At 67.0% G+C, this 26,728-nt stretch carries 30 protein-coding genes; 9 read left to right on the top strand and 21 right to left on the bottom strand.

Annotation, left to right across the window (positions count from 1 at the left end; all coding sequences use genetic code 11):
• Positions 1-96: 96 nt before the first annotated feature.
• The 5 genes from J0X25_RS33420 to J0X25_RS33400 all read right to left on the bottom strand — a co-directional run bounded on the left by J0X25_RS33420 (position 97) and on the right by J0X25_RS33400 (position 4,663).
• Positions 97-1,353 carry a GNAT family N-acetyltransferase gene (locus J0X25_RS33420; RefSeq protein WP_207288205.1) on the bottom strand — a complete coding sequence of 419 codons (1,257 nt, stop codon included), beginning with the start codon at positions 1,351-1,353 and terminating at the stop codon, positions 97-99.
• A gap of 130 nt (positions 1,354-1,483) precedes the next feature.
• A complete protein-coding gene (locus tag J0X25_RS33415) occupies positions 1,484-2,014 on the bottom strand; it encodes a DUF1097 domain-containing protein (protein ID WP_207288204.1) in 531 nt (176 codons plus the stop codon).
• 11 nt (positions 2,015-2,025) lie between these two features.
• Positions 2,026-3,183, bottom strand: coding sequence for a pyridoxal phosphate-dependent aminotransferase (locus J0X25_RS33410; RefSeq protein WP_207290922.1), 1,158 nt, complete (start codon positions 3,181-3,183; stop codon positions 2,026-2,028).
• Between the two features lie 2 nt (positions 3,184-3,185).
• The gene (locus J0X25_RS33405) at positions 3,186-3,671 is read right to left on the bottom strand and encodes an Lrp/AsnC family transcriptional regulator (protein WP_207288203.1); all 486 of its coding nucleotides are present in this window, start codon (positions 3,669-3,671) and stop codon (positions 3,186-3,188) included.
• 353 nt (positions 3,672-4,024) lie between these two features.
• Entirely contained in the window at positions 4,025-4,663 is a 639-nt protein-coding gene (locus J0X25_RS33400; protein WP_207288202.1) for a hypothetical protein, read from the bottom strand.
• A 161-nt stretch (positions 4,664-4,824) separates the two neighbouring features.
• Between J0X25_RS33400 and J0X25_RS33395 the strand changes: the two genes are divergently transcribed.
• Together J0X25_RS33395 and J0X25_RS33390 are read left to right on the top strand one after the other, a co-directional pair.
• A complete protein-coding gene (locus J0X25_RS33395; protein ID WP_207288201.1) occupies positions 4,825-5,394 on the top strand; it encodes a thioredoxin family protein in 570 nt (189 codons plus the stop codon).
• 94 nt (positions 5,395-5,488) lie between these two features.
• Positions 5,489-6,646: a mechanosensitive ion channel family protein gene (locus J0X25_RS33390; protein ID WP_207288200.1), complete on the top strand. Its 1,158-nt coding sequence runs from the start codon at positions 5,489-5,491 to the stop codon at positions 6,644-6,646.
• A gap of 298 nt (positions 6,647-6,944) precedes the next feature.
• On the opposite strand, the gene J0X25_RS33385 is transcribed toward J0X25_RS33390, so the two are convergent.
• A complete protein-coding gene (locus J0X25_RS33385) occupies positions 6,945-8,051 on the bottom strand; it encodes an NADH:flavin oxidoreductase/NADH oxidase (protein ID WP_207288199.1) in 1,107 nt (368 codons plus the stop codon).
• Between the two features lie 463 nt (positions 8,052-8,514).
• Between J0X25_RS33385 and J0X25_RS33380 the strand changes: the two genes are divergently transcribed.
• A complete protein-coding gene (locus J0X25_RS33380) occupies positions 8,515-9,372 on the top strand; it encodes a BtpA/SgcQ family protein (RefSeq protein ID WP_207288198.1) in 858 nt (285 codons plus the stop codon).
• 51 nt (positions 9,373-9,423) lie between these two features.
• Here the strand turns inward: J0X25_RS33380 and J0X25_RS33375 are convergent, their stop codons facing one another.
• The 7 genes from J0X25_RS33375 to J0X25_RS33345 all read right to left on the bottom strand — a co-directional run bounded on the left by J0X25_RS33375 (position 9,424) and on the right by J0X25_RS33345 (position 15,248).
• Positions 9,424-10,746: a hydroxyacid-oxoacid transhydrogenase gene (locus J0X25_RS33375; RefSeq protein ID WP_207288197.1), complete on the bottom strand. Its 1,323-nt coding sequence runs from the start codon at positions 10,744-10,746 to the stop codon at positions 9,424-9,426.
• Positions 10,746-10,946, bottom strand: a complete 201-nt coding sequence (locus tag J0X25_RS33370) for a hypothetical protein (protein ID WP_225896671.1) — start codon at positions 10,944-10,946, stop codon at positions 10,746-10,748. The genes J0X25_RS33375 and J0X25_RS33370 overlap by 1 nt, the downstream gene beginning before the upstream one ends.
• Before the next feature lie 101 nt (positions 10,947-11,047).
• Positions 11,048-12,295, bottom strand: a complete 1,248-nt coding sequence (locus tag J0X25_RS33365; RefSeq protein ID WP_207288196.1) for a tripartite tricarboxylate transporter permease — start codon at positions 12,293-12,295, stop codon at positions 11,048-11,050.
• A gap of 104 nt (positions 12,296-12,399) precedes the next feature.
• Positions 12,400-13,113, bottom strand: a complete 714-nt coding sequence (locus J0X25_RS33360; RefSeq protein ID WP_207288195.1) for an HAD family hydrolase — start codon at positions 13,111-13,113, stop codon at positions 12,400-12,402.
• An 88-nt stretch (positions 13,114-13,201) separates the two neighbouring features.
• Positions 13,202-13,555, bottom strand: coding sequence for a 50S ribosomal protein P1 (rpl12p, locus tag J0X25_RS33355; protein WP_207288194.1), 354 nt, complete (start codon positions 13,553-13,555; stop codon positions 13,202-13,204).
• An 18-nt stretch (positions 13,556-13,573) separates the two neighbouring features.
• Positions 13,574-14,614 (bottom strand): 50S ribosomal protein L10, encoded by a 1,041-nt coding sequence (locus J0X25_RS33350; RefSeq protein ID WP_207288193.1) that lies wholly within the window; start codon positions 14,612-14,614, stop codon positions 13,574-13,576.
• A gap of 1 nt (position 14,615) precedes the next feature.
• The gene (locus J0X25_RS33345; RefSeq protein WP_207288192.1) at positions 14,616-15,248 is read right to left on the bottom strand and encodes a 50S ribosomal protein L1; all 633 of its coding nucleotides are present in this window, start codon (positions 15,246-15,248) and stop codon (positions 14,616-14,618) included.
• A gap of 248 nt (positions 15,249-15,496) precedes the next feature.
• Between J0X25_RS33345 and J0X25_RS33340 the strand changes: the two genes are divergently transcribed.
• Positions 15,497-16,105 (top strand): hypothetical protein, encoded by a 609-nt coding sequence (locus J0X25_RS33340; protein ID WP_207288191.1) that lies wholly within the window; start codon positions 15,497-15,499, stop codon positions 16,103-16,105.
• Positions 16,106-16,275: 170 nt separating this feature from the next.
• Here the strand turns inward: J0X25_RS33340 and J0X25_RS33335 are convergent, their stop codons facing one another.
• Positions 16,276-16,764: a 50S ribosomal protein L11 gene (locus J0X25_RS33335; RefSeq protein WP_207288190.1), complete on the bottom strand. Its 489-nt coding sequence runs from the start codon at positions 16,762-16,764 to the stop codon at positions 16,276-16,278.
• Positions 16,765-16,918: 154 nt separating this feature from the next.
• Here J0X25_RS33335 and J0X25_RS33330 point away from each other — a divergent pair, with 154 nt between their 5' ends.
• Positions 16,919-17,146, top strand: coding sequence for an antitoxin VapB family protein (locus tag J0X25_RS33330; RefSeq protein ID WP_207288189.1), 228 nt, complete (start codon positions 16,919-16,921; stop codon positions 17,144-17,146).
• Complete coding sequence (locus J0X25_RS33325) at positions 17,143-17,523, top strand: type II toxin-antitoxin system VapC family toxin (RefSeq protein ID WP_207290921.1); 381 nt, start codon at positions 17,143-17,145, stop codon at positions 17,521-17,523. Before J0X25_RS33330 ends, J0X25_RS33325 begins: the two co-directional genes overlap by 4 nt.
• A 9-nt stretch (positions 17,524-17,532) precedes the next feature.
• Here the strand turns inward: J0X25_RS33325 and cutA are convergent, their stop codons facing one another.
• From cutA to J0X25_RS33300, 5 genes are all read right to left on the bottom strand, one after another.
• Positions 17,533-17,871 (bottom strand): divalent-cation tolerance protein CutA, encoded by a 339-nt coding sequence (cutA, locus tag J0X25_RS33320; protein WP_207288188.1) that lies wholly within the window; start codon positions 17,869-17,871, stop codon positions 17,533-17,535.
• Positions 17,872-17,950: 79 nt separating this feature from the next.
• Positions 17,951-18,142, bottom strand: coding sequence for an HEWD family protein (locus tag J0X25_RS33315; RefSeq protein WP_207288187.1), 192 nt, complete (start codon positions 18,140-18,142; stop codon positions 17,951-17,953).
• Positions 18,143-18,253: 111 nt separating this feature from the next.
• A complete protein-coding gene (locus J0X25_RS33310; protein ID WP_207288186.1) occupies positions 18,254-18,586 on the bottom strand; it encodes a hypothetical protein in 333 nt (110 codons plus the stop codon).
• A gap of 254 nt (positions 18,587-18,840) precedes the next feature.
• On the bottom strand, positions 18,841-20,352 hold the full coding sequence (locus tag J0X25_RS33305; RefSeq protein ID WP_207288185.1) for a phosphoenolpyruvate carboxykinase (ATP): 1,512 nt from the start codon (positions 20,350-20,352) through the stop codon (positions 18,841-18,843).
• A gap of 257 nt (positions 20,353-20,609) precedes the next feature.
• Positions 20,610-21,044 carry a cupredoxin domain-containing protein gene (locus J0X25_RS33300; protein ID WP_207288184.1) on the bottom strand — a complete coding sequence of 145 codons (435 nt, stop codon included), beginning with the start codon at positions 21,042-21,044 and terminating at the stop codon, positions 20,610-20,612.
• Positions 21,045-21,239: 195 nt separating this feature from the next.
• Between J0X25_RS33300 and J0X25_RS33295 the strand changes: the two genes are divergently transcribed.
• The 3 genes from J0X25_RS33295 to J0X25_RS33285 all read left to right on the top strand — a co-directional run bounded on the left by J0X25_RS33295 (position 21,240) and on the right by J0X25_RS33285 (position 25,394).
• Positions 21,240-21,965, top strand: a complete 726-nt coding sequence (locus tag J0X25_RS33295) for a protein sorting system archaetidylserine synthase (protein ID WP_207288183.1) — start codon at positions 21,240-21,242, stop codon at positions 21,963-21,965.
• A gap of 78 nt (positions 21,966-22,043) precedes the next feature.
• Positions 22,044-23,396: a HEAT repeat domain-containing protein gene (locus tag J0X25_RS33290; protein WP_207288182.1), complete on the top strand. Its 1,353-nt coding sequence runs from the start codon at positions 22,044-22,046 to the stop codon at positions 23,394-23,396.
• Between the two features lie 141 nt (positions 23,397-23,537).
• Entirely contained in the window at positions 23,538-25,394 is a 1,857-nt protein-coding gene (locus J0X25_RS33285) for a phospholipase D-like domain-containing protein (protein WP_207288181.1), read from the top strand.
• Positions 25,395-25,600: 206 nt separating this feature from the next.
• On the opposite strand, the gene J0X25_RS33280 is transcribed toward J0X25_RS33285, so the two are convergent.
• The gene (locus J0X25_RS33280; protein WP_207288180.1) at positions 25,601-26,032 is read right to left on the bottom strand and encodes a metal-dependent transcriptional regulator; all 432 of its coding nucleotides are present in this window, start codon (positions 26,030-26,032) and stop codon (positions 25,601-25,603) included.
• A 133-nt stretch (positions 26,033-26,165) separates the two neighbouring features.
• Positions 26,166-26,660: a ferritin-like domain-containing protein gene (locus J0X25_RS33275; protein WP_207288179.1), complete on the bottom strand. Its 495-nt coding sequence runs from the start codon at positions 26,658-26,660 to the stop codon at positions 26,166-26,168.
• Between the last annotated feature and the right edge of the window lie 68 nt (positions 26,661-26,728).

Genomic DNA, 26,728 nt, shown 5'->3' with positions numbered 1-26,728 from the left:
GTCCCGTCACGATCTCGCGTACCGGTGCAGGGCCGGTCCGTTCGTCGTCGCTGCCGGCCCTCGCAGCCGATCCCGATCAGATGAACTCCATCCCGGTTAGAAGAACTCCCCGAGGTAGACCTCGGTCTCGGGGAACAGCGCCGAGAGGTCCTCGAGTACCGTCGACTCCGCCGCCTCGAGGCATCCCGTCCGCTCGAGAGCACGGGCGGACCGACAGCCCACGACGAGTTGCGAGAGCGCACCGATCTCGAGGGAGACGTCGACGTCGTCCGAATCGGGACTGCCGCGGGTGCGCTCGCACGATGCGGTACCGTCCGCGACCTCGAGCGCAAACGTGCCTTCGTTCCAGTCGACCAGCGGATCCTCGACGCCGATCGTCAGCGTGGCGTCGCGCTCGGGGTAGGAGAGCGCCGACAGCGTCGCCGCGAGGTCGACGATCCGGACCATTGGGCCGTCCGAAATCGTCGTCTCGATCTCGTCCGGATCCCGAGCGAGGTCCCGGAGCGGGACGTCCGCGGGAATCCGAAATCGCACGCGCTGGACCTGCGACTCGTGTCGGTAGCAGAACGCCAACAGCGCCAGCAGGGCCTCGCGATCGGTGAAGACGAGTTCGGAGACGCCCATCGTCCGATCGCCCATCCCGCCGTCCATCGCGTAGACGAGATAGCCCTCGATCCGTCCGTCGCGTTCGACGGCGTAGACGAACGGGTCGCGGTCGCCGCCGCCGAAGACGCGGTGGCGCCACCAGTCGGCGTCCCGCTCGAGCGCCAGCCCGTACCGGTCGGCGTGGGCCGCGTAGGCCGACTCGAGGCGCTCGTACTCGTCGGCCTCGAGTTGGGGGGCGATCGTTCGCTCGGTCTCGGTCCCGGTCCCGGTTCCGGACGCGTCGAGCGCGCCGGTCGCGAACGACAGCACCGACGGCTCGCACTCGTGGGTGACGATCCGGTTCGCGGTATCCCAGCCGTACTGTCGGTAGAACCGGTAGCGGAACGGCCACAGCACCGAAAACCGGACGTCGTGGTCGCGGTACTCTCCCAGCGAGCGGGCGAGCAACTGTCGGACGTGGCCGCGGCGGCGGTACTCCGGCGGCGTCGCGACCGACGCGAGTCCGGCGGTTCGGTGGACGTCGCCCCGGACCCGGGACTCGAGCCAGTAGTGGCGACAGACGCAGCGCGGCTCCTCGTCGTCGGCCCCCTCAGTCGCGTAGAGGCCCCGACGTGAGCCGAGGGTCGCCCGCGGCGTCTCGTGCTCCTCGGGGTCGTACTCCGGTACGCCCTCCTCCGGCCGGAACGCGTAACTGCGGTACTCGTGGAAGACGTCCCGCTCGTCGGGAATGGGACGGTAGTCGACCATGCAAACGAGAGCGCAGGCGACCAGGAAAACTGTTCGTGCTCGGCGACTGCTCGCCAGCGGCCGCGTTCGCTTCGACCCGCCCCCCGAGTGACTCCGAACGCAGTACGCAGCCGACCGGTGACGTGCACCGTTAGGTTCCGAGGCGAGAACTCACCTCGTCGGTCGCGAGGCCGATCCCCGCACCGATGACCATCGAGAGGACCGCCGCGAGCGTCTCGCCGGGGAGGCCCACGACGCCGAGGGCAGTCGCCTCGGCGGCGTGGACGCTGAACATCGTCGCGTAGCCGAAGAACGCGCCCGGCGTGAACGAGAGCAGCGGAACGAACTCGTGGAGAGTGGCGAGGAACATGAAGACGCCGACGACGACGCTGAGTGCGACGACCCCGCCGCCGAGATAGCCGTCGACGACGGCGAGCGTCGCGGCGGCGTAGACGATGCCGGCGAGGTTGCTCGCGTACGCCCGGACGACGCCGTCCAGTCCGTCACCCGCCGCGTAGTACGTCGCCGACGCGATGAACGAGGGCCACAGCGGGATGTGCAGGCCGGCCACGAAGGCGTACGTCCAGGGGACGGAGGCGAGCCCGAACACGACCGCGAGCGACCACGTGTCGTTCCAGCCCCCGATCAGCCGCCCGAACGGCGAGTTCTCTCGACGACTCATGGGTGGCCCGATCAGGCGTGGTCCTCGACGAACGCCTCGAGTCGGGCCAGCGCCTCGCGGAGGTCCTCGAGGCCGGTCGCGTAGGAGACCCGGAGGTGGCCCTCGCCGACGTCGCCGAAGACGTCGCCGGGGACGACGGCGACGCCCTGCTCGCGGAGGACGTCCTCGGCGAACTCCTCGGCGGTGAAGCCCTCGGGAACCTCGGGGAAGCAGTAGAACGCGCCCTTGGCCTCGAAGACGTCCATCCCGATCTCGCGGAATCGCGAGAGGACGAACTGGCGGCGCCGGTCGTACTGACTCACCATCTCCCGAACGTCGTTCTCGCAGGAATCGAGGGCCTCGAGCGCGGCGTACTGGGCGGTCGTCGGCGCCGAGAGCATCGTGTACTGGTGGATCTTGTTCATCGCGCCGATGGCCTCGGCCGGGCCGAGCGCGTAGCCCAGCCGGAGGCCGGTCATCGCGTGGGCCTTCGAGAACCCGTTGAAGACGATGGTGCGCTCGCGCATGCCCTCGAACGTCGCGATCGAGGTGTGTTCGCCCTCGTAGGTCAACTCGGCGTAGATCTCGTCGGAGAGGACCATCAGGTCGTGTTCGCGGGCGAATTCGGCGATCGGCTCGAGGTCCTCGGCGGGCATGATCGCCCCCGTGGGGTTGTTCGGGTAACAGAGGACGAGTACGTCGGCCTCGTCGGCGCCCGCTTCCTCGAGCCCTTCGACGGTGAGTCGGAACTCGTCTTCCTCCCTCGTCGGCACCGGCAACACCTCGCCGCCGGCGAAGATCACGCCCGGTTCGTAGGAGATGTACGACGGCTGGGCGATGGCGACCGTGTCGCCGGGGTTCACGAACGCGCGGAAGGCCAGATCGACCGCCTCGCTCGCGCCGGCGGTGACGATGATCTCCTCGTCGGGGTCGTAGCCCAGGTCGAACCGGTCGGCGACGTAGTCGGCGATTGCCTCGCGGAGTTCGCGCTTGCCCCGGTTCGCTGTGTAAGAGGTCTTCCCCTTCTCGAGGGACGTGATCGCGGCGTCGCGGGCCGCCCACGGCGTCGCGAAGTCCGGTTCGCCGACGCCCAGCGAGATAACGTCGTCGCGCTCCTCGGCGATCTCGAAGAATCGCCGGATGCCAGACGGCGGCACCGTCTGCACGCGATCTGAGAGTTCGAACTCCATGGTCACGGTGAGAACGAGAGCCGTTCGTCGTCTTCGCCGTCGCCGAGTTCGATCCCGTTCTCCTTGTAGGAGGTCATCACGTAGTGGGTGACCGTCTGTGTGATCTCGGGGACGGGCGCGACCTTCTCGCTGATGAACTGCGAGACCTCGCGGATGGAGTCGCCCTCGACCTCCATGTCGAAGTCGTAGTCGCCGCTGACCAGGCGCAGGGCTTTGACCTGCGGAAACCGTGCGAGGCGCTCGGCGATGTCGCCGTAGCCCGTCTCGCGGTCGAGGTGGACGTTCAACTCGACCTCGGCGCGGACGCGCTCGTCCTCGAGTTCGTCCCAGTCGACGACGGCCTGGTAGCCCCGAACCACGCCCGCTGCCTCGAGTTCCTCGATGGCTGCCTCGACCTCGCCTTCCTCGAGGTCGGTCATTCGCGCGATATCCGCGGTCGAGTACCGCGCGTTCTCACGAAGCAACTCGAGCACCTCGCGTTCGCTCATACCAACGCGAAGCGCGAGCGCGAGTAAAGGTCTAACGTTGTTCGGCCGTCAGGACGGTCACGCTACCGGCGGCGTCAGTGCAGCGAGACCTCGCACTCGGGACAGATCTGCGAGTGCATCGGCACGCGGCGCTGGCAATCGGGACAGGTGATATCTTCCTCCAACTGAAAGCGGTATGCTCGGTCCATAGAGATCCATTCGAAACCACACCCACGGTTCTCATAAGTTACGCCGTAACGGATCGTGACTGTCCGCACGGCGAGTCAGTCACCGTCGTCGGCCGGTGGTCGGCGGACGCCCGTTTGGAGCGGACGAGAGGCGTTCGCGGACGCCGAGCGCGTCGCCGGTGGCACCTATCGGTAGTTCTTGAACAGCAGCGCCCGGACGTCGTCTTTCGTCTGGACCTCTTCGGTCGTCCCGTCGGGCAGTTCGACGCTGTAGCGGTAGTCCGCGGAACTCGACTCCTCCCACTTGTCGTCGTGGGTCTCGAGGAGGCTCATCATCTCGTCTAACATATCGTCGTCGTCGGCCGTGCCGTCACTCTCGCCACCGTCGTCGTCCTCACCCTCATCGGCGTCGGCCTCGGCGTCTTCGATCGGGCCCGCTGCGTCGTCGTCCGCGTCGGATGCGTCGTCGCCGTCCGTCTCGGCGTCGGGGTCGACCACAGCAGCGTCCGCATCCGCGTCGATTTCTGGCTCCTCGTCCTCGACGGACTCGTCCTCGATGTAGGAGACTTCCTCGAGGTCCGCCGGCGGCGACTCGCCCTCGATCGCGGCGCCGACCGAGGCGGCGACGTCGTCGGTCGCCGAGGAGTCTAGCTCCGTGTCGATATCGACGTCGATCTCCGGGTTCCCGTCGAGATTGTCGATCAGGAACTGGATCGCGTCGCGTTCCCGGACGTAGCCGTACTTGCCGACGACTTGTTCGGAAATCTCCTCGCGTAGCTGCTGGACGACCGCGTACTGTTCGTCAGTGAGCTCGAGCGTTTGCATACCCAACCGATGTCGCGGGGGGTACAAATATCATAGGCCAACCGTGTACGTTGTAGGCTGGCGCGCCGGTGGCTGCGCCACCCCATGTGACGTCCCCTAGCAACCGAGTGAGCGGACAAGTGAACACGATGCTTAAGATGAACGATCCGAAATCATCGAGTATGGTACTCCAAGAGTCCGACTCCGAACTCGAGGCCGGCGATCCGGCCCCCGACTTCGAACTCGAGGGCGCCGACGGCGAGACGTACGCGCTCGAGGACTTCGCCGACCGCGAGGCGCTGCTGGTCGTGTTCACCTGCAACCACTGTCCGTACGCGCAGGCGAAGTTCGACCTGCTGAACGAACTGGCCGCCGAGTACGACGACGTCGCGGTCGTCGGGATCAATCCCAACGACGCCGAGGAGTACCCCGACGACTCCCTCGAGCGTATGCGCGAGTACGTCGCGGACGGCCGAATCCAGTACGACGCGTACCTGCGCGACGAGCGCCAGACCGTCGCTCGAGCGTACGGCGCGGTCTGTACGCCCGATCCGTTCCTGTTCCGGTGGGACGACGACACCGGGCGCTTCCGGTTGGCCTACCACGGCCGCCTCGACGACGCGCTGAACCCCGACGACGAGCCGACGCGGTTCCACGTCCGCGAGGCGATCGACGCGGTGCTGGCTGGCGACTCGGTGGACCTCGAGTGGCAGCCCTCCCAAGGCTGTTCGATCAAGTGGACCGACGACTGAGTGATCCGCGGCGACGATCAGTACCGGCGGCCCGAAGGCTTGCATTTGCCGGGCGTTCGCTCACGGTGTACGGGTCGTTATTCAGTATCGCTGAATGGTCAGGATCGCGCCGACTGTTCTCTCTCACGGACTTCATCTTCGGCCGGATCCCATTCCGGAGATCCAGCAGACGTATCTCGGGACGACCGACGTCCAGTTCCTCGCGACCCTGTTGCTCGCCGTCCTGGTCGCGCTCAGCCTCGGCACCGCCTCGCGGATTCAGGCGGCCGCTCGCCGTCGGTACGGGAGGCAGATCGCCGAGGCCAGCTCCGTCGCCTTCCTCGGAGCCGTCGTCGCCGCCGCCGTCTACGCGTTCAGCGTGATCTGGCACGTCACGTACGTCCTCGAGTACACGCTTTCCTCGGTGATGATCGATCGGTGGTTGGCCGCCCAACAGCTCGTCACAGTGGGGATCATGGTGGGCGCGTACCTCGCGATGCGGTTCGTCAACCGATCGATCGACAAGCTCGCGCAGACGCGAGCGCTCACGAAACACCAGAGCGAGGTCGCCTACCACGTCACCGACGTCGCGATCGTCGCCTTCGCCGGAACGGTGATCCTGACGCTGTGGGGGATCGACCTGACGAACATCTTCATCGGCGCCGGCGCGATCACGGCGGTCGTCGCGCTGACGGCCCGCGAGACGCTGACGGCGATGCTCGCCGGCTTCATCCTGCTGTTCTCGCGGCCGTTCCACGTCGGCGACTGGATCGAGGTCAACGAGTCGACCGGCATCGTCACCGACGTCACCATCTTCACCACCAAGATCCAGACGTTCGACGACAGAAACGTGTTGATCCCCAACGACGAGGTGACCAGCAGTCAGCTGATCAACTACTCGGAGAACGACCAGTTGCGCGTCGCGGTCGACGTCGGGATCGATTACGACGACGACCCCCAGCACGCCCGCTCGGTCATCGTCGACGCCGTCGAGGACCTCGAGTCGATCAAGAACGCGCCGAATCCGCAGGTGATCACGACGGCGTTCGGCGACTCGGCGATCCTCCTCGAGTGTCGCGTCTGGATCGCCGATCCGACGATGCGCCGGAAACTCGACGCGCAGACGGACGTCATCGAGGCGATCACGGCCGCGTTCGAGCGCGAGGGGATCGAGATCCCGTATCCGCAACGCGTTCACACCTCGCGGGGTGACGCGCTGCAGGTCGACGGAATCGGCCGAGCGGGAAGCGGCGTCCCGACGGTCGACGATTGAGCGGCGACTGGCTGGTTCGTCGCCGGAGATGCAAAAACCGGATGCAGGGGGTGAGAGTCGGTCGGAGTAGTAGGAGGTTGTGGGAATCGGAGTGGCTACGGGAGCCGACGCGGATGCCACGGGAGTCGGCGACCGCCTGCCAGGAGGTACGGGCGGTCGCCGGATGTTGAACGGGATACCTCGTTTCGGGCGCCGGCGGCTGAACGTAGCGACTGCGACCGATTGAAACGTCCACCCGGTTCCCACGGACTGGGAGGCTGGCGATCATATTCGGACAATTACGTGGCACCGTGGACCGTCACCGAACGGCCCGACGGTACTGAACGGGCCACTTCGCGTCCGCGTCCGACTCGAGTTCCGCGGCCGCTCGAAGCCCGAAGTACGGATCCCGGAGGAACTGCCGGCCGACGAGGACGAGGTCCGCCCGACCGTTGCGGACCAGCGCGTCGGCCTGCGCGGGGTCGGTGACGCCCCCGACCGCCCCGACGGCGGCGTCGCTTCCCTCGCGAATCGCTTCCGCCAGCGGCACCTGGAAGTTGGGTCCGGCGGGGACCTGCTGATCGGGGTGGATGCCGCTCGAACTGACGTCGATCAGGTCGACGCCGAGGTCGGAGAGATCGCGGGCCAGTCGGACGGACTGGTCGATATCCCACGATTCGCGGTCCTCGAGCCAGTCGGTGCCCGAGATCCGCACGAAGACCGGCTTGTCGTCCGGCCAGACCTCGCGGACGGCCTCGACGACCTCCCGGACGAGACGAGTGCGGTTCTCGAAGCTCCCGCCGTACTCGTCCTCGCGATCGTTCGTCACCGGCGAGCAAAACTCGTGGAGCAGGTAGCCGTGGGCCGCGTGCACCTCGGCGATTTCGAACCCCGCCTCGAGCGAGCGCTCGGCCGCCGCCCGGTAGGCGTCGATCACGCCCCGAATATCGTTGCGGTCGGCCCTCCGCATCGCCGGCCGATCGCCGTCGAACGGCGGGTAGGCCTCCGGCGACGGGGAGAGCACCTCCCAGCCCGACGCGCCGTCGGGATCGGTTTCGTCCGGTTGGATCGGGACGTTCCCGTCCCACGGCCGCGTCTTGCTGGCCTTGTGACCGGCGTGAGCGAGTTGAATTCCCGGTACCGCACCCTGCTCGCGGATGAAGCGCGTGATCGCCTCGAGCGCCGCGGCGTGCTCGTCGCTCCAGATCCCCAGGTCGTGGGGCGTGATCCGTCCGCGGGGTTCGACGGCGGTCGCCTCGGTCATCACGATGCCCGCTCCCCCGACCGCTCGACTCCCGAGGTGGACCCGGTGCCACTCGGTCGGGAGGCCGTCAGTCTCACAGGAGTACTGGCACATCGGCGAGACGGCGAGCCGGTTCGGCGCCTCGAGGTCGCGCAACGGCAGCGAAGCGAACAGTTCTGGCATCCCTCGAGGCTTGCGAGGGACGAGAGAAAAGAACCGTGAACGGGGGCGGCCTTGCCGGCTCACGGTCCGATAGCCGGTACTGCTTTCGGGCGCACTCCGAGTTCGACTGCCGCCCATGCGGTGGCGCGCGCTGTCGGGAGTCCGAGCGAGAGCGAGGACTCACGGCGAAATTGTGCGAGGTCTTCGCGAGTGAAACGAGCGAACGGCTCGGAAGACGCGAAGCGTCTTCCGGTGGATGAGTGAGCGACCAGCGGGAGCGAGCGAATCGGTTGGGGAGGGTGTGGAACTCCCCGTTGCCACGGTGGCAGGACGCTTTTCTTCTCAGTGTCGATCGTGACCCGGTGTTCGCAGTCCGCTCGAGTGGATTCAGAAGGACACCTCCCGATTACTCGAGCACAATCTCGTCAGTCGATCGAATCCACGACGACTTATCTCGCTCGAGCGCCCAAATCCACCCATCTCCATGCCACCGTCGACCCCACTGCTGGACCGCTTCGACGCCGCTCGACCCGTCGTCGGAATGGTCCACCTCCCGCCGCTGCCCGGTGCACCCGGCTTCGACGGCGACCGCGACGCCGTGCGCGACCGCGCGCTCGAGGACGCCCGCCGCCTCGAAGCCGGCGGAGTCGACGGCCTCGTGCTCGAGAACTTCGGCGACGCGCCCTTCTACCCCGAGGACGTCCCCACCCACGTCGTCGCGGAGATGACCGCGGTCGCGACGGCCCTAACCGACGCCGTCGACGTCCCCGTCGGTATCAACGTCCTTCGCAACGACGCTGACGCCGCGCTCTCGATCGCCGCGGCCGCCGGGTGCGACTTCGTCCGGGTGAACGTCCACGTCGGGACGGCCGCGACGGATCAGGGCGTCCTCGAGGGGCGCGCCCACGAGACGATCCGCCTCCGCGACCGGATCGACGCCGACGCGGCGATTCTCGCCGACGTCCACGTCAAACACGCCGCGCCGATCGGCGAGGCGTCGATCGAACGGGCCGCCCTCGAGACGGTCGAGCGCGGCCGCGCCGACGGCGTAATCGTCTCCGGGCCGGGCACTGGGGCCGACACGGCTCTCGAGGACGTCGAACGGGTCGCCGGGGCGCTCGAGGACTCGAGGGAAGAGACCGGTGAGACCCTCCGAAAGCCCGTCTTTGTCGGCAGCGGCGTCACGAGCGAGACGGTCGGCCACTGCCTCGCGGCGGGTGCCGACGGCGTCATCGTCGGGACGGCGCTCAAGGAGGGCGGCGAGACGACGAATCCCGTCTCGCTCGAGCGCGTCGAGGATCTGGTTTCGGCGGCCCGCGCCGTCGACTCGAGCGACGGCTGAGACCCCATCGATCCACTACTCTCTCCCGATTCACTACTTCCTCTCGGTCCGCTACTCCCAGTTGTACAGCGCGTCCCGGAAGATGTCGGCCGCGTCGTCGGTCGTCACCGGTCGCGGATTACAGCGAAGCAGGCGCTGTTGGGTCTCGACCGTCTGGTTCGCGAGCCATTCCACGTCCTCCTCGGTGATCCCGGCGAGTTCGTTGAGGCCGCTGGGGATCACGTTCAGGTCCTGCTGGAGGCGGACGTACTCCGCTCGAGCGCGATCGGCCGCCTCGCGAGTTCCCAGTCCGTCGGTCTCCGCGCCCAGCATCTCGGCGACGCGGACGAAGCGCTCGGGGTCGCTGGCGACGTTGTACCCCAGCGTGCTCGCGGGCGTGAGGACGGCGATGGTCTCGCCGTGGTAGGTGTGATACCGGTTCCCGACTGGGTAGGCCATCGCGTGGCAGAGGCTCGCGCCGGCGGTGAGTCCGGCGATGGCGCCGAAGAGGGCACCCTTGAGCATCGCCGCCCGCGCCTCGAGGTCGTCGCCGTTGTGGACGGCGGTCCGGACGTTGTTCGAGAGCAACCGGATCGCTTTCTCGGAGAACATCTCGGTGAGTTCCGTCCGGCCGGCGTAGACGGGTCGTTCGCCCGGATCCGAGGCTCGCAGGAGACCATCGAAGGGGTGGGTGGTGTAGCCTTCGATGGCGTGACCCAGCGCGTCCATCGCGGTCTTGCCGGTCGTCTCGGGGGGCAGCGTCGTCGTGAACGTCGGATCGAGGACGGCCGCGTCGGCCCGGATGTGGTTGCTCGAGATGCCCTCCTTGATCTCCTGCTCCTCGACGGAGAGGATGGCGACCGGCGAGATCTCGGCGCCCGTGCCCGCCGTCGTCGGCATGAGGATCAGCGGCGGGCCCGACTCGGTCAGCGCCTCCCCGCCGCCCGTCGGCGCCGCGACGTAGTCGAGCACCTCCCCGCCGTTGGCGATCACCGCGCGGGTCGCCTTCGCGACGTCGATGCAGCTCCCGCCGCCGAAGCCGACGTAGAAGTCGTAGCCCGACTCCCCCTCGTTCTCGCGGACGAACTCGATGCAGCGATCGACGTTCTCGATCGACGGCTCGCGTTCCGCGCCGTCCCAGACGGTGACGTCGTAGCCCGCGTCCTCGAGGTGAGCCGTGACGCGGTCGGCGTGACCGATGTCGACGAGGGTCTCGTCGGTGACCACGAGGCCGTGAGGGTCGTCCGCGGCGTCGACGCCGAGATCGGCCAGTTGGAAGCCCAGTTCCTTGACGGCGTCGCGACCGAACCGAATCTGTGGCATCTGGAGGTGCCAGACGGTCTCGGGACCGAGGTCGTGGTCGGGCGCGGAGACCGAGCGATCGTAGCCCGCCATCAGTGCCCCCGCCCCTCCTCAATCTCGGCGTCGTGGCGACGCTCGAGTTCCTCGATCCGCCGGAGGCTGTCGAACCACTCGGTCTTGCCCCGCAGGACGCCGGCTTCGAGGGGTTCCTCGGCCTCGTAGCTGGGCGCCTGGTAGATCCGGTCGCACTCGAGGCCGCTCCGATCGATGGTATCGACGGTCGCGTCTACCATTGAAGTAACACCTCGCTACGATACATCAGTTCCGCGCAAAAGCGTTTGCGTGACCATCGCACGCACAGGGGGACGGCCGAGCGCTTTTGTTCGGCAACGGATCACACGCCGACGATCAGCGGCCCCATCAGCACGCCCATCAGGTGGACGCGCCGCGCCCGAAATCGTACCGGGACCATGCCGATCCCGGCCGCCACTGCCAGAACGGCGATTCCGAGGAACCCGGCGAAAAGCGCCGAGAGGACCACCAGCAGGCCCAGCACGGCGGCCGACACCTGCCAGTAGGGTAATCGACCGACGAACTCGAGGTAGGCGTCGCCGACGACCAGCACGAGGACGAACCCGAACAGTCCCGCGAGGACGACGCCCGCCAGAAGGATCGGCAGGTCGAGTGGCGCGTTCACCTGCTCGACGGCGACCATCACGCCGGTCCGGGGCTGGCCGATCGCAACGAGCGCGAAGAGTGCGAAGACCGTGTTCGCCGTATCGACGCCGCTGGTCGCGACGATGTAGCCCCGGTCGCCCGACCGGCCGGGGACGACGAGCAGCGCGGCGACGGCGGCGATGGCGGCCGAGACGCCGGGGACGTAGCCGACGACCGCGCCCGCGAGCGCGCCGGCCAGCGCGGTGGCACCGACGAGCGGCCCGGAGAGCGCGATTCTCTCGCCACGCTGTGGGGGGATCCCGCCGCCGCGAATCGCGTCGATCAACACCGGCGCGCCGAACAGGCCGGCGAACAGCGGCGCGAGGGTGCCGCCGGCCTCGAGCGGTGCGTCCGGCGAGAGATCGATGGTCGCGGCACCCAGCGCGGCCGCGAGCCCAAACGAGCAGACGGCGCCGAAGCGGGCCCGCCACGTCCGTTCGGCGGCGACGAGCGCGACGGCGACCATCGCCAGCAGGAGCGAGAGGTGGGCCCGAATCGTGGGATACGCTGCCGTGACGCCCCGCGTGATCGGGAGGGCGAGCGGTATCGCCGCGACCACCGCCAGGAGGCTGCCGAGCGCGGAGAGCCGGATCGCCTCGTACCCTCGGCCCTCGAGGACCAGCCGGTGGCCCGGCAGCGCGGTGACGGCCATCTCCGCGTCGGGCACGCCCAGCGCCATCGCGGGGACGGCGTTGACGAACGTGTGGACGACGCCGGCCGAGAGCATCGCACAGGCGACGAACAGCGGATCGCCCGGTATCGACGGCGCGACGCCCGCGAGCAGGAGCGCGAAGTTGTTCGCGTGGAGGCCGGGAATCAGGCCGCTACAGCTCCCCAGCAGCGCACCGACCAGCGTCCAGCCGAGCACCTGTAGCGTCAGCGACGGCTCGGCGACGAGGTCGACTGCCGCTGGTGTGACCGCCATCGCTCCCTCTGGCCGCGGCCTCCCGGTTAAACTCGAGGGTGAATCGAACGGCGCTGCGAGGGGGAAATCGCCGGCGATCGATCGAACGCCACCCGACCGGTCAGCTACCTGCGATCGGTTCGGCGCGACGACGACTCGAACGGACCCCGAATCGCCATCGGAAGCGACTCGGCCTCGAGCAACGCGTCGACGCTCGAGACGACGGCGTCGGCGGCCTCCGGAGGGGCGTCGCTCTCGGGATCCTCATCCCCCATCACGTAGACGGTCCGGTACCCGGCGTCCCGAGCGCCCACGACGTCCGCCTCGTAGCTGTCGCCGACGAACACGTACTCGTCGGCCGGCAGTCGCTCCCTCGCGGCATCGAAGATCCGTCGATCGGGTTTCCCCGCACCGACGTCGCTCGAGACGACGATTTCGTCGACCGCCTCGTCGAGTCCGTGGCGCTCGACTTTCGCCCGCTGGTGTTTCCCGGCGCCGTTCGTCAGAATGCCCGTCGGACAGGTCTCCGCGACTCGCTCGACGATCCGCTTCGTCGCCTTCGACACGACCGTTGCCTCGAGTTCGCGCTCGCGGTACTCCCGGGCGAGCGTCTCCGACCTCGCGTCGAGGGTGGTCTCGGCCGCGGCTGCGTCGAACGCCTCGCGGTAGGGGTCGGGTTCGCAGTGCTCGATCGCCGCGAGCAGGCGGTCGACGTACGCCTCGTAGGCGGCCTCGGTCGGCTCGCCGTACGGCGAGACGGTCGCCTCGAACAGGTCCGCGAACGGGACCGCGTAGGTACACAGCGTCCCGTCGAGGTCAAAGTAGACGGCGGTCGTCATGCGTTGCCCGTCTCGGAGCACACGGAGAAGTAGCTGTCCGTTCGTCGCGTCGAAAAATTCGAGATTGCGTGAATCGTCGCGTCGCGACTTAGCCGAAGAGTTCGCCGAGGCCCTCGCCGCCGGCGTCGTCGTCCTCGTCGTCGTCCTCGTCCGTCGTGTCCGGGACGTCGCTGGTCTCTTCGACCTCTTCCTCCTCGCCACCTTCGTCGCCACCGGCGTCGCCGCCCGCAGCGGCGCCGCCCGCTGCGGCACCGCCGGCGGGGACGGCCGCGGCTTCCGAGACTGCCTCGTCGATGTCGACGTCCTCGAGTGCGGCGACGAGCGCCTTGACTCGGGACTCTTCGACGTCGACGCCGGCAGCGTCGAGCACGTCCGTCAGGTTGTCTTCGTTGATCTCTTCGCCCGATTCGTTCAGGATGAGTGCAGCGTATACGTATTCCATTGTAGTGTTCTCAGTTGGTTAGCCGAACATCTCACCGAGTCCTTCCGCGCCGTCACCGTCGTCTTCGTCGTCGTCATCGTCGGTGTCGGGGCTTTCCTCGGCCTCGGCGGTGTCCTGTTCGTCGTCCGATTCGTCCTCGCCCTCGTCGGCCGCCGGTTCGGGGGCGGCCTCGACGCCCTGTAGTTCCTCGGGCAGGGCGTCCTCGTCGTCGATCTGCGACGCGAGCGCACGCAGTTGTGCGTCGGCCTTCGTGACGAGGTCGGGCATGAGGTCTTCGTCCTCGATGGCGGCCTGCAGGCCGAGGCTCTTGGCCTCGCCCGTGGCCTTGGCGATGAGCGTCGGCGCCGTCGCCGCGGTCGGATAGCTCGCGTTGATCGCGAGATTCCGCGCTCGGGCGGCCGCGGTCGACACGTCGCTCTCGTAGGCCTCGATGTCGATGTCGAGGTCCTCGGGATCGAAGAGCACGCCGTCGGCGACGACGGCGCGAAGGTCGAGTCCGACCTCCTTGGGCTCGATACCGAGTTCGTTGAGCACGTTCGCCAGATCCGCAGAGACGGATTCGCCGGCCTCGAGGACCGTCGAGTCCTCCATGACCTGGATCGAACCCTCTTCGATCCGCGCGTTGGCACCGATCTGCTGGAGTTCGCCGACGAACGGACCGGGATCGATCCCGGTGTCACCCTCGGGGATGACGATGTCGTTCGGGGCGACCTCGCCCTCGTTGATCGGCGCGGGCGTCTTCGACGCCTCGAGTTCCTTGTACAGCGTGAACGGGTTGTCGTTCGTGCCGACGAGACCGACCTGGCCCTCGACGTGTTCGACGAGGTCGCTGAGTCCGGTCTCTTCCAGCGCGCGGACCTGCAGCGTGTTGCGGCTGACGCGCAACTCTGCGGTGCCGTGCAGGTCGCGGCGCATGTCCTGGAGCTGTTTGCTCGGAATGCCGGCGATGCCGACGATGCCGACGCTCTCGTAGCTCTCGATGAGTTCCTCGAGCTCGTCGACCTCCTCTCGCTTCCACTGGGGAAGGTTCTCGGTCTTGCGTTCAGCCTGTGCGCTCATGTTAGACAACCTCCTGAGACGGCCCCATCGTCGTCTTCACGTAGACGCCATCGATGTTCTGGGGTCCCTTCTCGAGGTCGGCGTGCAGGCGCCGCAGGATGACGTCGATGTTGTCGGCGATCTCCTCGGCGTCCATGTCCTCGGCGCCGACGAGCGTGTGGAACGTTCGTCGGTCGCCGGAGCGAAGCTGCACGGTATTTTTCAGTCTGTTGACGGTCTCGACGACGTCGTCGTCGGGCGAGAGCGGGTCCGGCATCTTCCCTCGGGGACCGAGAACGGTACCCAGGTGCCGGGCGATGTCTTGCATCATCGCCTCTTCGGCGATGAAGAAGTCCGTCTCGTCGGCCATATCTTTGGCCTCGTCGTCGTCCAGATCGGCCACGTCGCTCTCCGAGAGCACCTCGTCCGCGGCCTCTTCGGCGCGGACGGCGGTTTCACCCTCGGCGATAACGACGATGCGGGTCTCCTGGCCGGTTCCGGACGGCAGGACGATAGACTCGTCTACACGGTTCGACGGTTCGTTTAGGTCTAAGTCGCGCAGATTGATCGCGAGGTCGACCGTCTCGGTAAAGTTCCGATCGGGCGACTCCTCGAGTGCGCGAGCGACTGCTGTTTCAATATCCGAATCTGCCATCGTTCACCTCCGTAGTACGCAGGACTGCTCCTACGGGTCAGTGAAACAGGCTACGCCTGTCTCCGTTGAACGAAGTGCCATGCCGAACTTAAACCCGTCGAACTGCTGCGCTCGGGAGTTCCACCGGTCACGACGCCGACAGCCACGCGTAGACGATGCGCCCGAATCACACGCGCGAAAAATATCAGTAGTAATGATGTTCATAAATACCGAAAATACTATGTGAGGGAATGCTGTATCTATCTCGTATGCGGCCAGTAGATTTATATGGGGTCGGTGGACCCGGGGGACTCGAGCCGAACGCACCCTTGGCGATCACGGGCATCGGTCTCGAAACGTATCAGGCGCTCAGCCAGTTGGAACGGGCCGGCCTCCAGTTCGCGGCGGTGTTGCTCGCCGGGACGGTCGTCCTCGGATTACTCCAGCGATACGGGCCGGGGACGGTCACGAAGGCTCGCCGGAGCCCGGTCATTTCGATCTGTATCGGACTGCCGAGTCTGTTCGTCCTCGGCGGACTCGTGAGTACGGGCGTCCTGATCACCGGTACCAGCTTCGGGACGTTCTTCGGGATCCCGCTGGTCGTCCTCGGCGGCACGGCGCTGTCGACGCTAACGGTGCTGGGACTCGTCGCGACCGGCCGTTCGATCGCGGCGCGACTCGGCTGCGACCGGCTCTGGACCGGCGTCCTCGTCGCCAGCCTGCTCGCCGGCGTCGCCGGCCTCTCCCTGGCGGCCTCCCTCGTCGTCTTCAGTCTGGCGGGGGCGCTGGGGGTCGGTGCCGGCGTCCGCGTGATCATGGCCACCGGCGGAGCGAGCAACCCCGACGAACGCACCGTTCCGCCCGCGAACAAGATCTAGACTCGAGTCTCGACCGATCGCCCGGGACCCTCCCCGCCGCCATTTTTCGTTCGCACACCTTCTCGCTGTGACCAGCGGCGGCCACGTCGCGAGCGCCGACGTAGTGGTACCGTCGACTATCGGGTCGAACTATCGCAAAACGGAACCGCGCGGTGTCGGACTCGAGTCGACTACGCTGCCGCTTCGTCCACAAGTATGTCGTCGTACTCGCCGCCGTCGACCTTCTCCTTGAACTCTCGAGCGTCGTCGCCTTCGATGGTGACGCCCATCGAGGCGCAGGTGCCGACGACTTCCTTCGCCGCGTTTCGAACGTCGTACGCGAGGAGGTCGGGGTGTTTCTGCTCGGCGATCTGCTTGACCTGCTCGACCGAGAGGTCGGCGACGAAATCCTTCTGGGGTTCGCCGCTGCCGGTGTCGAAATCGGCCTCGTCCTTGATCAGTTCGGCCGTCGGCGGCACGCCGACTTCGATCTCGAAGGAGCCGTCGTCCTCGTACTCGACGGTGACGGGGACTTCGGTCCCGTCGAAGGCTTCAGTCTGGTCGTTGATCTCCTGTACGACCGCCTGCACGTCGACAGGGGTCGGTCCGAGCTCGGGACCGAGCGGTGGGCCAGGGTTGGCCTGGCCACCCGGAACGAGCACTTCGATGGTTCCAGCCATATCCCACAGAACCCGCGCGCGAGTTTTAAGGGTTGCTTTTTCGGGCAGTCGAGAGTGTGACGGTCTGACGTACCTCCCGACACGGACCGGATTGGATCGATCCTCGAGTCGTCTCCGGAAGGACCGAAATACGTGGAGATCTATATCTACACGCATGGCGACGAAGAGCCTCACCATCACCGAGGAAGCGTACGATCGCCTCAGAGAGCACAAACGAGAGGGCGAAAGTTTCACGGAGACGATTCTCCGTCTCACCGATCGCGACCGAGACGTGATGAAGGGATTCGGTGCGATGAGGGACGCCGACGGAATCCGCGATGCCGTCGATTCGACGCGCGGCGAATTAGACGCCGATCTGCGAGAGCGTGAGCGTCGGCGATAGCGTTCGATACGACGTTTCTCGTGGACTGTCTGGACGGCGAGCCCGCGACCCGGACGTTCCTCGAGAATCACGAGGGGAAACCGTTCTGCGCCCCGTCGCTCGCCCTCTTCGAAGCGTACCGAGGGGCCGCGAAATCCGCCGGCCGAGACGGCGTCGATCGGATCGTGACCGGACTCGAGTGGATCGAACCGCTCGCGCTGACCGACGGGGCCGCTCGAGAGGCCGCGGTGATCGAAGCCGAACTACTCGAGGGCGGAACGCCGATCAACCTCGGCGACGTGTTGATCGCCGGCGTTTGTCGCCACAACGGCGCGCGACTCGTCAACCGGGACGGACGCTTCGATCGGGTCGACGAGTTATCGACGACGACCGACTAGCGGCGGAATTCACTCGTCGCTCTCGCCAGTTTCGGTACTGGCAGCGTTCTCGACGCTTTCCGCGCGCCACTGGGCGAACGACTCGAGGACGGCTCGCTCCTCGAACCGCTCGATACACGGCACGCCGTAGGGGTGGAGTTCCGCGACCCGATCGACCAGTTCGTCGGCAGCCGCTTCGGTCGTCTTCGCGAGCAAGATGACTTCGTCATCGCGGTGAATCTCGCCCTCCCAGCGATAGGTCGACGCTGTCGATACCTGATTGACACAAGCCGCGAGTCGCTCCTCGACGAGCGTCTCGGCGATGTCGGTCGCGTCGCTCGGCGGCGCGGTGATATAGACGGTCGGCATCGGCTACTGCTACGCTCGAGGCGACAAAAAGGCCCCGACGCAGGGGCTCGACGGAGAGAGAAATCCGCGGCGGCCGGCGTCAGTCGGCGTGGCCGGTGACGGGGTTGAACGTCCCGTTGATGTCCCACTCGTGAATGCAGTGGGGGCTTCCGATCTGCTTCTCACCGTCTTCGCGGGCGATCTGCCAGGCCTCGAGGTTGTCGTCCCATCGTTCGGATCGACCACACCGTTCGCAGACGCGGAGGGTCGGTGTTTGTACTTGTGCGCTCATTACCGGCTGTGAGAACTGCACGCATATAACAGTATCCGTGTGCGGCAACTTCTGCCCGACGTTCGTCCAGTATAATTGTACATTAAACACGGGAACGATAACGGTCTATTGCTACAATCGATCGCCGTCGTGGCCGAGTGCGCTGCTCGACTCAACGGTGGCCGGACCCTCGAGCCCCGACGGTCGGGACCGGGGCAGCGACAATCGACCGGACGGCGAGCGGTAGTACGCGACCAGCGACCACGCGACGGCGGTCCCGAGCAGACCGACTGCCGAAAACGTCATCCCCAGCGAGTGGAACGTTGCGGTATAGACGACCGCGAGGGTCAGTTTCGGGACGCTCGTGCCGAGCGGAATGCGCGCGTTCGCGTTCCGTAGCGTCGGGAGCAAGGCGACGACCGTCAGGAGGCTCCCACAGAGGAAAACGAGATCTTGCCAAGACATACACTAAATACTCGCTATTGAGTAAATATAAATGCCGATTTGATCGCCGGGAGCGCGACCGCGTCGACGCCTGAGAATGCACGATCCGCTGGCGAGGACACGATACGTGGACGCGTGAGGACCTCGGCGACGAGGAAGACCGCGATTCGCGAGCGCGCAACGCGGATCGATTACACGGCGACTCCACGGCCCGTCGGCTCTCGAGGAACGGAATACGCGTTCGAGGAGCTGACAGCCCCGACCGGATCAGCCGGTCAGTAGACGGCGTCCTTGATCTCCTCGCGGAGCTCGTCGAACTCCTCGAGGTAGTCGCGTCGTTCGGCCCGCAGGTCGGCGACGGCCGCGTCGTAGTCGTCGACGTGGTCGGGGACGTAGTAGTCCTCGATGTCCAGTCCGGGCACGCGCTCGGGGATGGTCAGTCCGGTACGGTCGTCGTCGGTCCACTCGATCCGGTCGCGTGCGGTTTCGGTGAGGATCGTCACGGACTCCTCGACGCCGACGTCAATGGATTTCTCGCCGAGATAGCCCGTGTTGATGACGTAACACTCGACGTCGAGGGTTTCGATGAGGTCCTGGAAGACGTTTCCTTCCTCGCCCTCGGGACCGACGATGAAGGGGTTCGTGCCGACGACGCGGATCGACTCGCCGGCCCGCGAGGGGTCGCCGGCGCTGGTCTCGATCGACTCGCCGAGCATGAAGGCGACGGCGGCCTGCTCGTCGTCGAGTTTCGCGACCGGGGGCATCAGGGGGTTCCGGGTGATGAAGAAGACCTGGTCCATCCGATCGAGGTCGATCTCCTCGTCGGCGCTCTCGAGTTCCTCGCGCTGGACGATCGCCCGGGAGTTCGAGGTGTAGCGGTCCTCGTCGAAGTGAACCGTCCCGTCGTCGTCGACGGCGACGTTCTCGAGGATCGCCGACTCGTCGGTCGCGGCCGCGTACAGTTCGGGTTGCTCGTCCGCGTCCAGCCCGATGGTCTTGATGAACAGGCCCTCCCCTTCGCTGCCGGCGACGGAGCCGTCGGGCAGGAGCCCGCAGACATCGTCCTGTAGCATGGAGGCGTCTTCGGGGTCCTCGAGCCAGCAGCCGTGGGAGGTCAGCGTCGACTTGCCGGTCGCCGAGAGGCCCATGAACACCTGCCCGACGGTGCGCAGGTCGCCGTCGGCGTCGCGGACGCGGACGCGTTTGCTGCCGGCGTGGAGTCCGAGACCACCCTGTTCCTTGATTCGGTACATGAACAGGCGCAGGAACGATTTCTTGGCCTCGCCGGTGTAGTCGCTGCCCAGCACCGCGGTGAAGCCCTCGTCGGGGAGGACGCGGATCGCGGTCTCGTCGTAGTCGGGACACTGAACCGTGTACAGGTCGGGTTCGCGGCCGTCGGTCGGCTCGAACAGGTTCGCCCACGCCAGCGCGATCCGGGCGTGCTCGACGGGAACGAAGAGCCGACAGCAGAAGGTCGCGTCCGAGTGACGACCCATCAGGCGATCCACGCAGAGCATCTCGCGGTCGCTCGCGAGCCCGATCGCGTCGTCGACCAGTTTCTCGTCTCGCTCGTCGAACTCGTCGTCGACGGCGTTTTTCGTCCGATCCGCGCTCCGCGATCGGTACTCGCTGACGTACGACGGCGACCCGAACTCGGTCGTCGTCTCGTCGTCGGCCGCGAGGTCGCGAAGCTCCTCGAGCGACGGCTCGTACCGGACGTTCGACGCGCTCGTCGGATCGGGAAGCTGTCGGACCAGCGGACGGGTCTCCGCCCCGGTTTCGGACATACACGTAATTCACCACCACGGTGATGTATAAACATGAAGGATCCTTATCGCAGTGTGTCACGTCCTCCCCAGAGACGGGGTGGCATATCCCAGTATCCTCCCGCTAGCAGCCGTGAGCGGCTCGATCACTCTATCTCGAGTAAATATCTGATACGAGAGAGTTCCGGGGGATCGTAGAGAAACAGGACTCGATCCGAAAATAATTCTGCGCCGGGTACCCGACGCGACGTCGGTCGCGCTCGATCTGCAGTCCGGTCTCACTCGGAGACGACGATCCGGCCCGCCATGCCGGCGTTGATGTGGGGCTCACAGAAGTACCGGTACGTGCCGACCACGTCGAACGTGTGCTCGAACGTCTCGCGGATTCCGAGTCGGCCGCCCCGTTCCGCGTGCCAGGCGTCGACGGCGGTCGCTTCGTCCTCGAAGCCGCCGGTCGCGAAGTAGTCGGCGCCGTCGGGAAGGCTGCTCTCGCGGGCGGTGATGGTGTGATCGGCGTCGCTGGTGTTCTTCCAGACGACCGTCTCGCCGACGCTGACCTCGTACTCGTCGGGCGTGAACGCGTTACGGGTCATCCCGATATCGCAGCCGTCGCAGCCGTCGTCCTCACTGAACGCACTGCTGACGGCCGAACAGCCCGCTAACCCGGTCGAGGCGGCGGAGCCGACGGCAGCGAGGTAGACGCGCCGGTTCATACGATTGATTTGGGAGAGTCACGGTATAATCGCCTCGGTTCGATCGTCGAAAGCCGACTCGACTGGTACCGCCTCGAGCGGTCCCGACAGAGACCGAGCCGTTACGGTCGAAACCCGGAGCCGTTACAGTCGAAACCCGGAGAAGCCATCCTGAAACGAAAACACGTAAGGTAACTCCCCGACGAACCCGCGAGTATGCTTCCCCGGTTCGTCGGGCGTCTGGGCGTCGCCGACGCCGTGACGATCGCCAACGCTGCGCTGGGGTTCGTCGCGGTCGTCATCGCGTTCGTCGACATCACGCAGGCGGCGCGGCTCATTCTGCTGGCGGCCATCGCGGACGGACTGGACGGGATCCTCGCGCGCCGGTACGGGGGGACCGACGCCGGTCCCTACCTCGATTCGCTGGCCGACGTCGCCTCCTTCGCCGTCGCCCCCGCCGTCCTCGCGTTCGTCGTCGTCACCCGGGGCCTCGAGATCGGGTTCGACGCGGTCTCCGGCGAGTTGGTCCTCGTGCTGGCGGTCTGTTCGCTGTTCGTCGCGATGGCCGTCACCCGGCTTGGGATGTACACCGCCTACGACGTCGCCGGGAGCCACACGGAGGGGATTCAGACGACGCTCGCGGCGACGATCCTCGGCGCCGCGATCCTCGCGGGCGAGAGCCACCCGTGGCTCGTGCTGGCGGTCACGGGCGCGTTCTGTTACCTGATGGTCTCGCGGATCGAGTACCCCGATCTGCTCGCCCGCGACGCCGGCATCATGGGGATCGTCCACGGGCTGGCGATCCTCATTCCCGATTTCGCCGGGCGCACGTTTCCGTACGCGCTGTTGACGCTCGGCATCGCGTACATGGTCCTGAGCCCGTGGTTCTACTGGGGCGACCGCGAGCGCCGCACGGAGCCCGAGGTGCATGGAAACGCTTAGGGCGCTGCTGGAACGACTGTGGCGTATGTACACTGCCACGCGTCGGCGATATCCCCGGATTCAGCGCCGGGTGGTACCATGAGCGATGACGAGGCAGCCGAGGACGGCGCGGACGAGCCGGCCGACGAAGGGGCGGAACCGGTCGACCTCGAGGCGATTCGCGAGGCCCTCGAGGCCTTCGAAGACGACGTCGACTCCCTCGAGAGCGACCTCGAGGCCGCCGAGACCGAGGACGACCTCGACGTCGTCGAGGCCGACATCGAATCGCTTCGCGCGGACCTCGAGGAAGTCGAAATTCCCGACCCGCCGGAGACCGAAGACGAGGGCGACGGCGACGAGGAGGAGGAGGAGGAGATCACCCCCGAGGAAGAACTCCAGGAGCGCTACGACGAGATCGAGAGCGATATTTCGGATCTGGAGTCCGATCTCGAGGACCAGCGCGGTCCCTACGGCGAGGACGTCGTCAGCGAGATCAACGGCGTCAGCGGAACGATCACGGGCACCCGCTGGACCGAGGAGGGCAACGCCGAACTGATCGAGGCCGTCGACGACTTCCTCGACGACCCGAACGACCTGCTGGGCAGTTCGGTCACGCTGGTCAATCAGGGCGACGACGTCCCCGACCAGCTCGACGCAACCCTCGATTCGGCCGCCGCGGCCGTCGAAGACGCCGCCCTCGACGCGGACGACGACGCCGAGACGATCGCCGCCCTGCTCGAGGCCACTGACGACCTCGAGTCCGACGTCGACGACGCTACCGCGTGGACCGACCTCGAGATCCGCGAGCAACTGCGCCGGGAGGGGTTCTACGACGTGCTCGACCACGTCAAGGACTTCCCGCCTGAGTGGCACGCGATCAAGGTCCACGAGAAGCGCGGCAACGTCGACCAGATCTTACTGGCCCTCGAGACGTTCGACTCGGACTTCATGGAAGACCACTGCATGGAGGCCCTCGAGCGAATGGGCCCCGAGGAGGCCACGGACTCGATGCTCCAGAAGGCCAACCGCCGCGATCAGGCGGCGATGCGCGTCCTCGGCAAGATCGGCGTCGCGGACGAGGAGGTCGTCGAGACGCTGGTCGACTACGTCGACTCCAACCCGAACCTCCAGCGGCCCGCCTTCCGCGCGCTCGGCGAGATTGGCGCCGAAGACGCCGTCGAGCCCATCGCCCAGCAACTGGTCGCGGACGAACCTGACGTCCGGAGCTGGGCCGCCCGCGCGCTCGGTCTGATCGGCGACACCCGCGCCATCGACCCGCTCGCGGACGTTCTCGCCGACGACGAGGAAGACCGCGTCCGCGCCAGCGCCGCGTGGGCGCTCAACCAGATCGCTACGGAAGAAGCCCTCGAGATCGTCGCCGAGTACGACGACGACCGCGCGTACCTCGTGCAGGCCGAAGCCGAGAAGACGGGTCTCGAGCCGGCGGCCTAATCACCCCCCAGCGCGATCCGTTCTGACCGCGCCTCGACACGCCGTTCTGACCACTTTACGACACGCCCGTTCTGAACACCCGTCGCCACGATCCGTTTTCCGACCTGCAGTTTATATCCGAAGGCGCGGCCAGACCGCCCGATGAATCGCCGTCGAGCCGTCCTCATCGCGCTCGTCGCGTTCGGCGTTCTCGCCGGTGCAGCCCTGGCGCTCGGCGTGAGCGACGATACCGCGACCGAGACAGCGGCGGCGGGGTATGCATCGACTATCGCTCGAGGGGGCGCCCCCATCGAAACCATCGGATCCTGTCCAGCGCGCGTCCCGAACGCACCTGCTATTCCGGGGACCAGAGGCGATACCAGCAGAATCGAGGTGACGACCCCGAACGAGAGCACCGGCACCCGTGCGCCGCGAATCGTCGAACTCTACCCGAATCCGACGATCCCCGACAACGTCGGCGAGTACCTCGTCCTCGAGACGCCGCCGGAGACGCGACTCGGCGACTGGACGCTCACCGACGGCCACACCACCGCCGGGCTCCCGAACGAGACCGTCTCCGGTCGCGTCGCGCTGAGCACGGCGCCGACCGTCACGCGGGGACTGACCGACGCCCCGGTGCTCGAACTCGAGGGTCACCTACGACTCGCCGCGGACGGCGACCACCTGGAGCTCCGGAACGGGACGACGACGGTCGATACCGTCTCCTACGACCGCGCGCCGACGGCGCGCCGGTGGTACCGCAGCGAGGGTGGCGCGAACGCGACGGTCGATCCGGCTGCCGGCAGTTGGCACCCTCGAGGGGCGACCTGTCTCCCCGTCTCGACGGCCGACGCCGCGGCGGCGACGGCGTTCGTCCTCCCCGACGCGCCGGAACTCCCCCTCGAGACGATCCGCGAGGCCGACGAGCGGCTGCTGCTGGCCGGCTACACGTTCACGTCCACTGCCGTCGCCGACGAACTCGTCGCCGCGGCCGACCGCGGTGTCGACGTCGCGGTCCTCCTCGAGTCGGGTCCAGTCGGCGGGACGCCGCGGGCCACCGACTCGGTCCTCGAGCGACTCGCGGCGGCCGGCGTCGACGTCCGCGTCACGGGCGGCGATGGTGCCCGCTACCGGTATCACCACGCGAAGTACGCCGTCGCCGACGACCGCGTGCTGGTCACCAGCGAGAACTGGAAGCCCTCGGGCATCGGCGGCGCCTCGAGTCGCGGCTGGGGCGTTCGGCTGGCGAACGCGAGTATCGCGGCCGACCTCGCGGCCGTGTTCCGGGCCGATCACGGGGGCTGGGACACCGAATCGGGAGCGGCGTTCCGCGCGAACGCCTCGTTCGTCGACGGCGAGGGCGGGGACGCAATCTCGCAGACGGATCCGTCATCGCGGGCGTTTTCGACCGAGCACGAACCGGCGACCGTCCCCCTCGAGTCAGCCGAACTGCTCCTCGCGCCGGACAACGCCGAGGCGCGCGTGACGACTCTCCTCGCCGACGCGGACGACGAAATTCTCGTCAAGCAGGCCAGCATCGATCGGGACGCCGCCGTCCTGGAGGCGACGATCGACGCCGCCCGTCGGGGCGTCTCAGTACGGATTTTGCTCGATTCGACGTGGTACCACGAAGACGAGAACGAAGCGCTGGCGGCCGATCTCGAGGCGCTGGCGGCCGAGGAGTCGCTGCCGCTCGAGGTCAGACTGGTCGCGGAGACCGACGACTTCGAAAAGATCCACGCCAAGGGGGTCGTGATCGACCGCGAGGTCGCCGTCGTCGGCAGCGCCAACTGGAACGAGAACTCCTTCCGGAACAATCGGGAGGTGCTACTGGCGCTGCACGGCGAGGCGATCGCGAGCTACTACGCGGCCGTTTTCGAGGACGACTGGGAGGGCGACGACGGCCCGTGGTCGCTCACGGTGGGGGTAGTTCTCACCGTCATCGCGGCGCTGGCGCTCGCGGCACTGGTCGGCCGTCGGTACGTTCGGTTCGGCGATGTTGCGGAAGAACGCCAATAGAGGGCTCGTTCGTCTCTTCGTACTAACGGGCTTCTGCAGTGATTGATCTCTCCGAACTGGAATACACGAGCGTCCTGCTATCGTGGCAACAGGGAGTAGCCACACCCTCCCCAACCGATTCGCTCCTTTCAGTCGCTCATCCCTCGCGCATAGTCGTGCCGCGCTTCGCGCGGCACAGCGCGCGCCACCGCAGAGAGAAAAACGCCTCAGTCCGCACAGCCGTCGCCAGCCTCGAGTCGCTCGCAGACGTCTCGTTCGGGGTCGAAACAGTCGGGACACTCGGCGGGGCGGTCGATGATCGTATCGAGGCGTTCAGCGACGGTGTCGTCGATAACGCTCTCGAGGGCGCGGGCCTCCTCGCGGTACTCCTCGACCTCGAGGACGTTCGCGAGGAAGCGTTCGATGATGCAGTAGGTCTGGAGGGCGTCGTGGGCGCGCTCGAGTCCCTCGTCGGTCAGGCTCGCCCCCTTGTACTTCTCGTGTTCGACGAGTTCGCGGCCCTCGAGTTTGCCGATCATCTCGTTGACGCTGGCGGGACTGACCTCGAGCAAGTCCGCGAGCGTGCCGGTCGATGCGGGGCCGTCCTCGATGCGTTGCGCCAGATAGATCGCCTTGAGATACTGATCCGCGGTGTTCATTGCGTCCCTCCGTCGGTGTTGTTGGGTGTCGCGTCACTTGCTCGCCGGCACAACCAGGCCCGGGCCTCGTTGCGGGGGGACGGCGTCCCGCCGACGACCCCACGCGCAGGTGCCGCGGTCGGCGTCGCCCCGATCATGCTCTGTGCTCCATGATCTCGGCCACCTCTTCGACGCCCTCCTTCTCCTCCTCGCGGATCTCGTAGAGGGTCTCGAGGAGTCGCTCGCGGTCGATCGCGAACTCGCTCTCGGAGGCCTCGATCGCGTCGATCAGGTCGTCGTAGAATTTGTAGGCCGTCTCCTCGTTCGCCAGCTGGTCGTAGAGGACGCCGTCGGTGTCCTCGGGCGGCCCGTACTGGGCGTCGACCAGAGCGTTGATCTCCTCGTACGCGACGGTTTCGGCCTCGAGCTCGTCGACCAGCGCCTCGAGCCGCTCGCGGTGGTCGGCCGACTCGGCGGCGGCCTCCTCGAGCAACTCCCGCACCTCCTCGTCGATCGCCGCCCGCTCCGCGGGCGCCAGCGAATCGAGGTGGTGGGCGGCGCGTGACTCGACGACCTCCTCCAGCACGACCCCGATCTGGAGCAATCGGGCCAACTGGTGGTCGCTCGAGACGCGCTGTCCCAGACTCATACCACGTGGTCTGGGCCGCTGATACTTAACCGTCCCTACTGAGCGGTCGGGTTTCAGTCGCCGTTGCG

Source organism: Haloterrigena alkaliphila (assembly GCF_017352155.2).
In the GTDB taxonomy this organism is placed as follows: domain Archaea; phylum Halobacteriota; class Halobacteria; order Halobacteriales; family Natrialbaceae; genus Haloterrigena; species Haloterrigena alkaliphila.
This window is presented reverse-complemented; position numbering and strand designations above follow the sequence as displayed.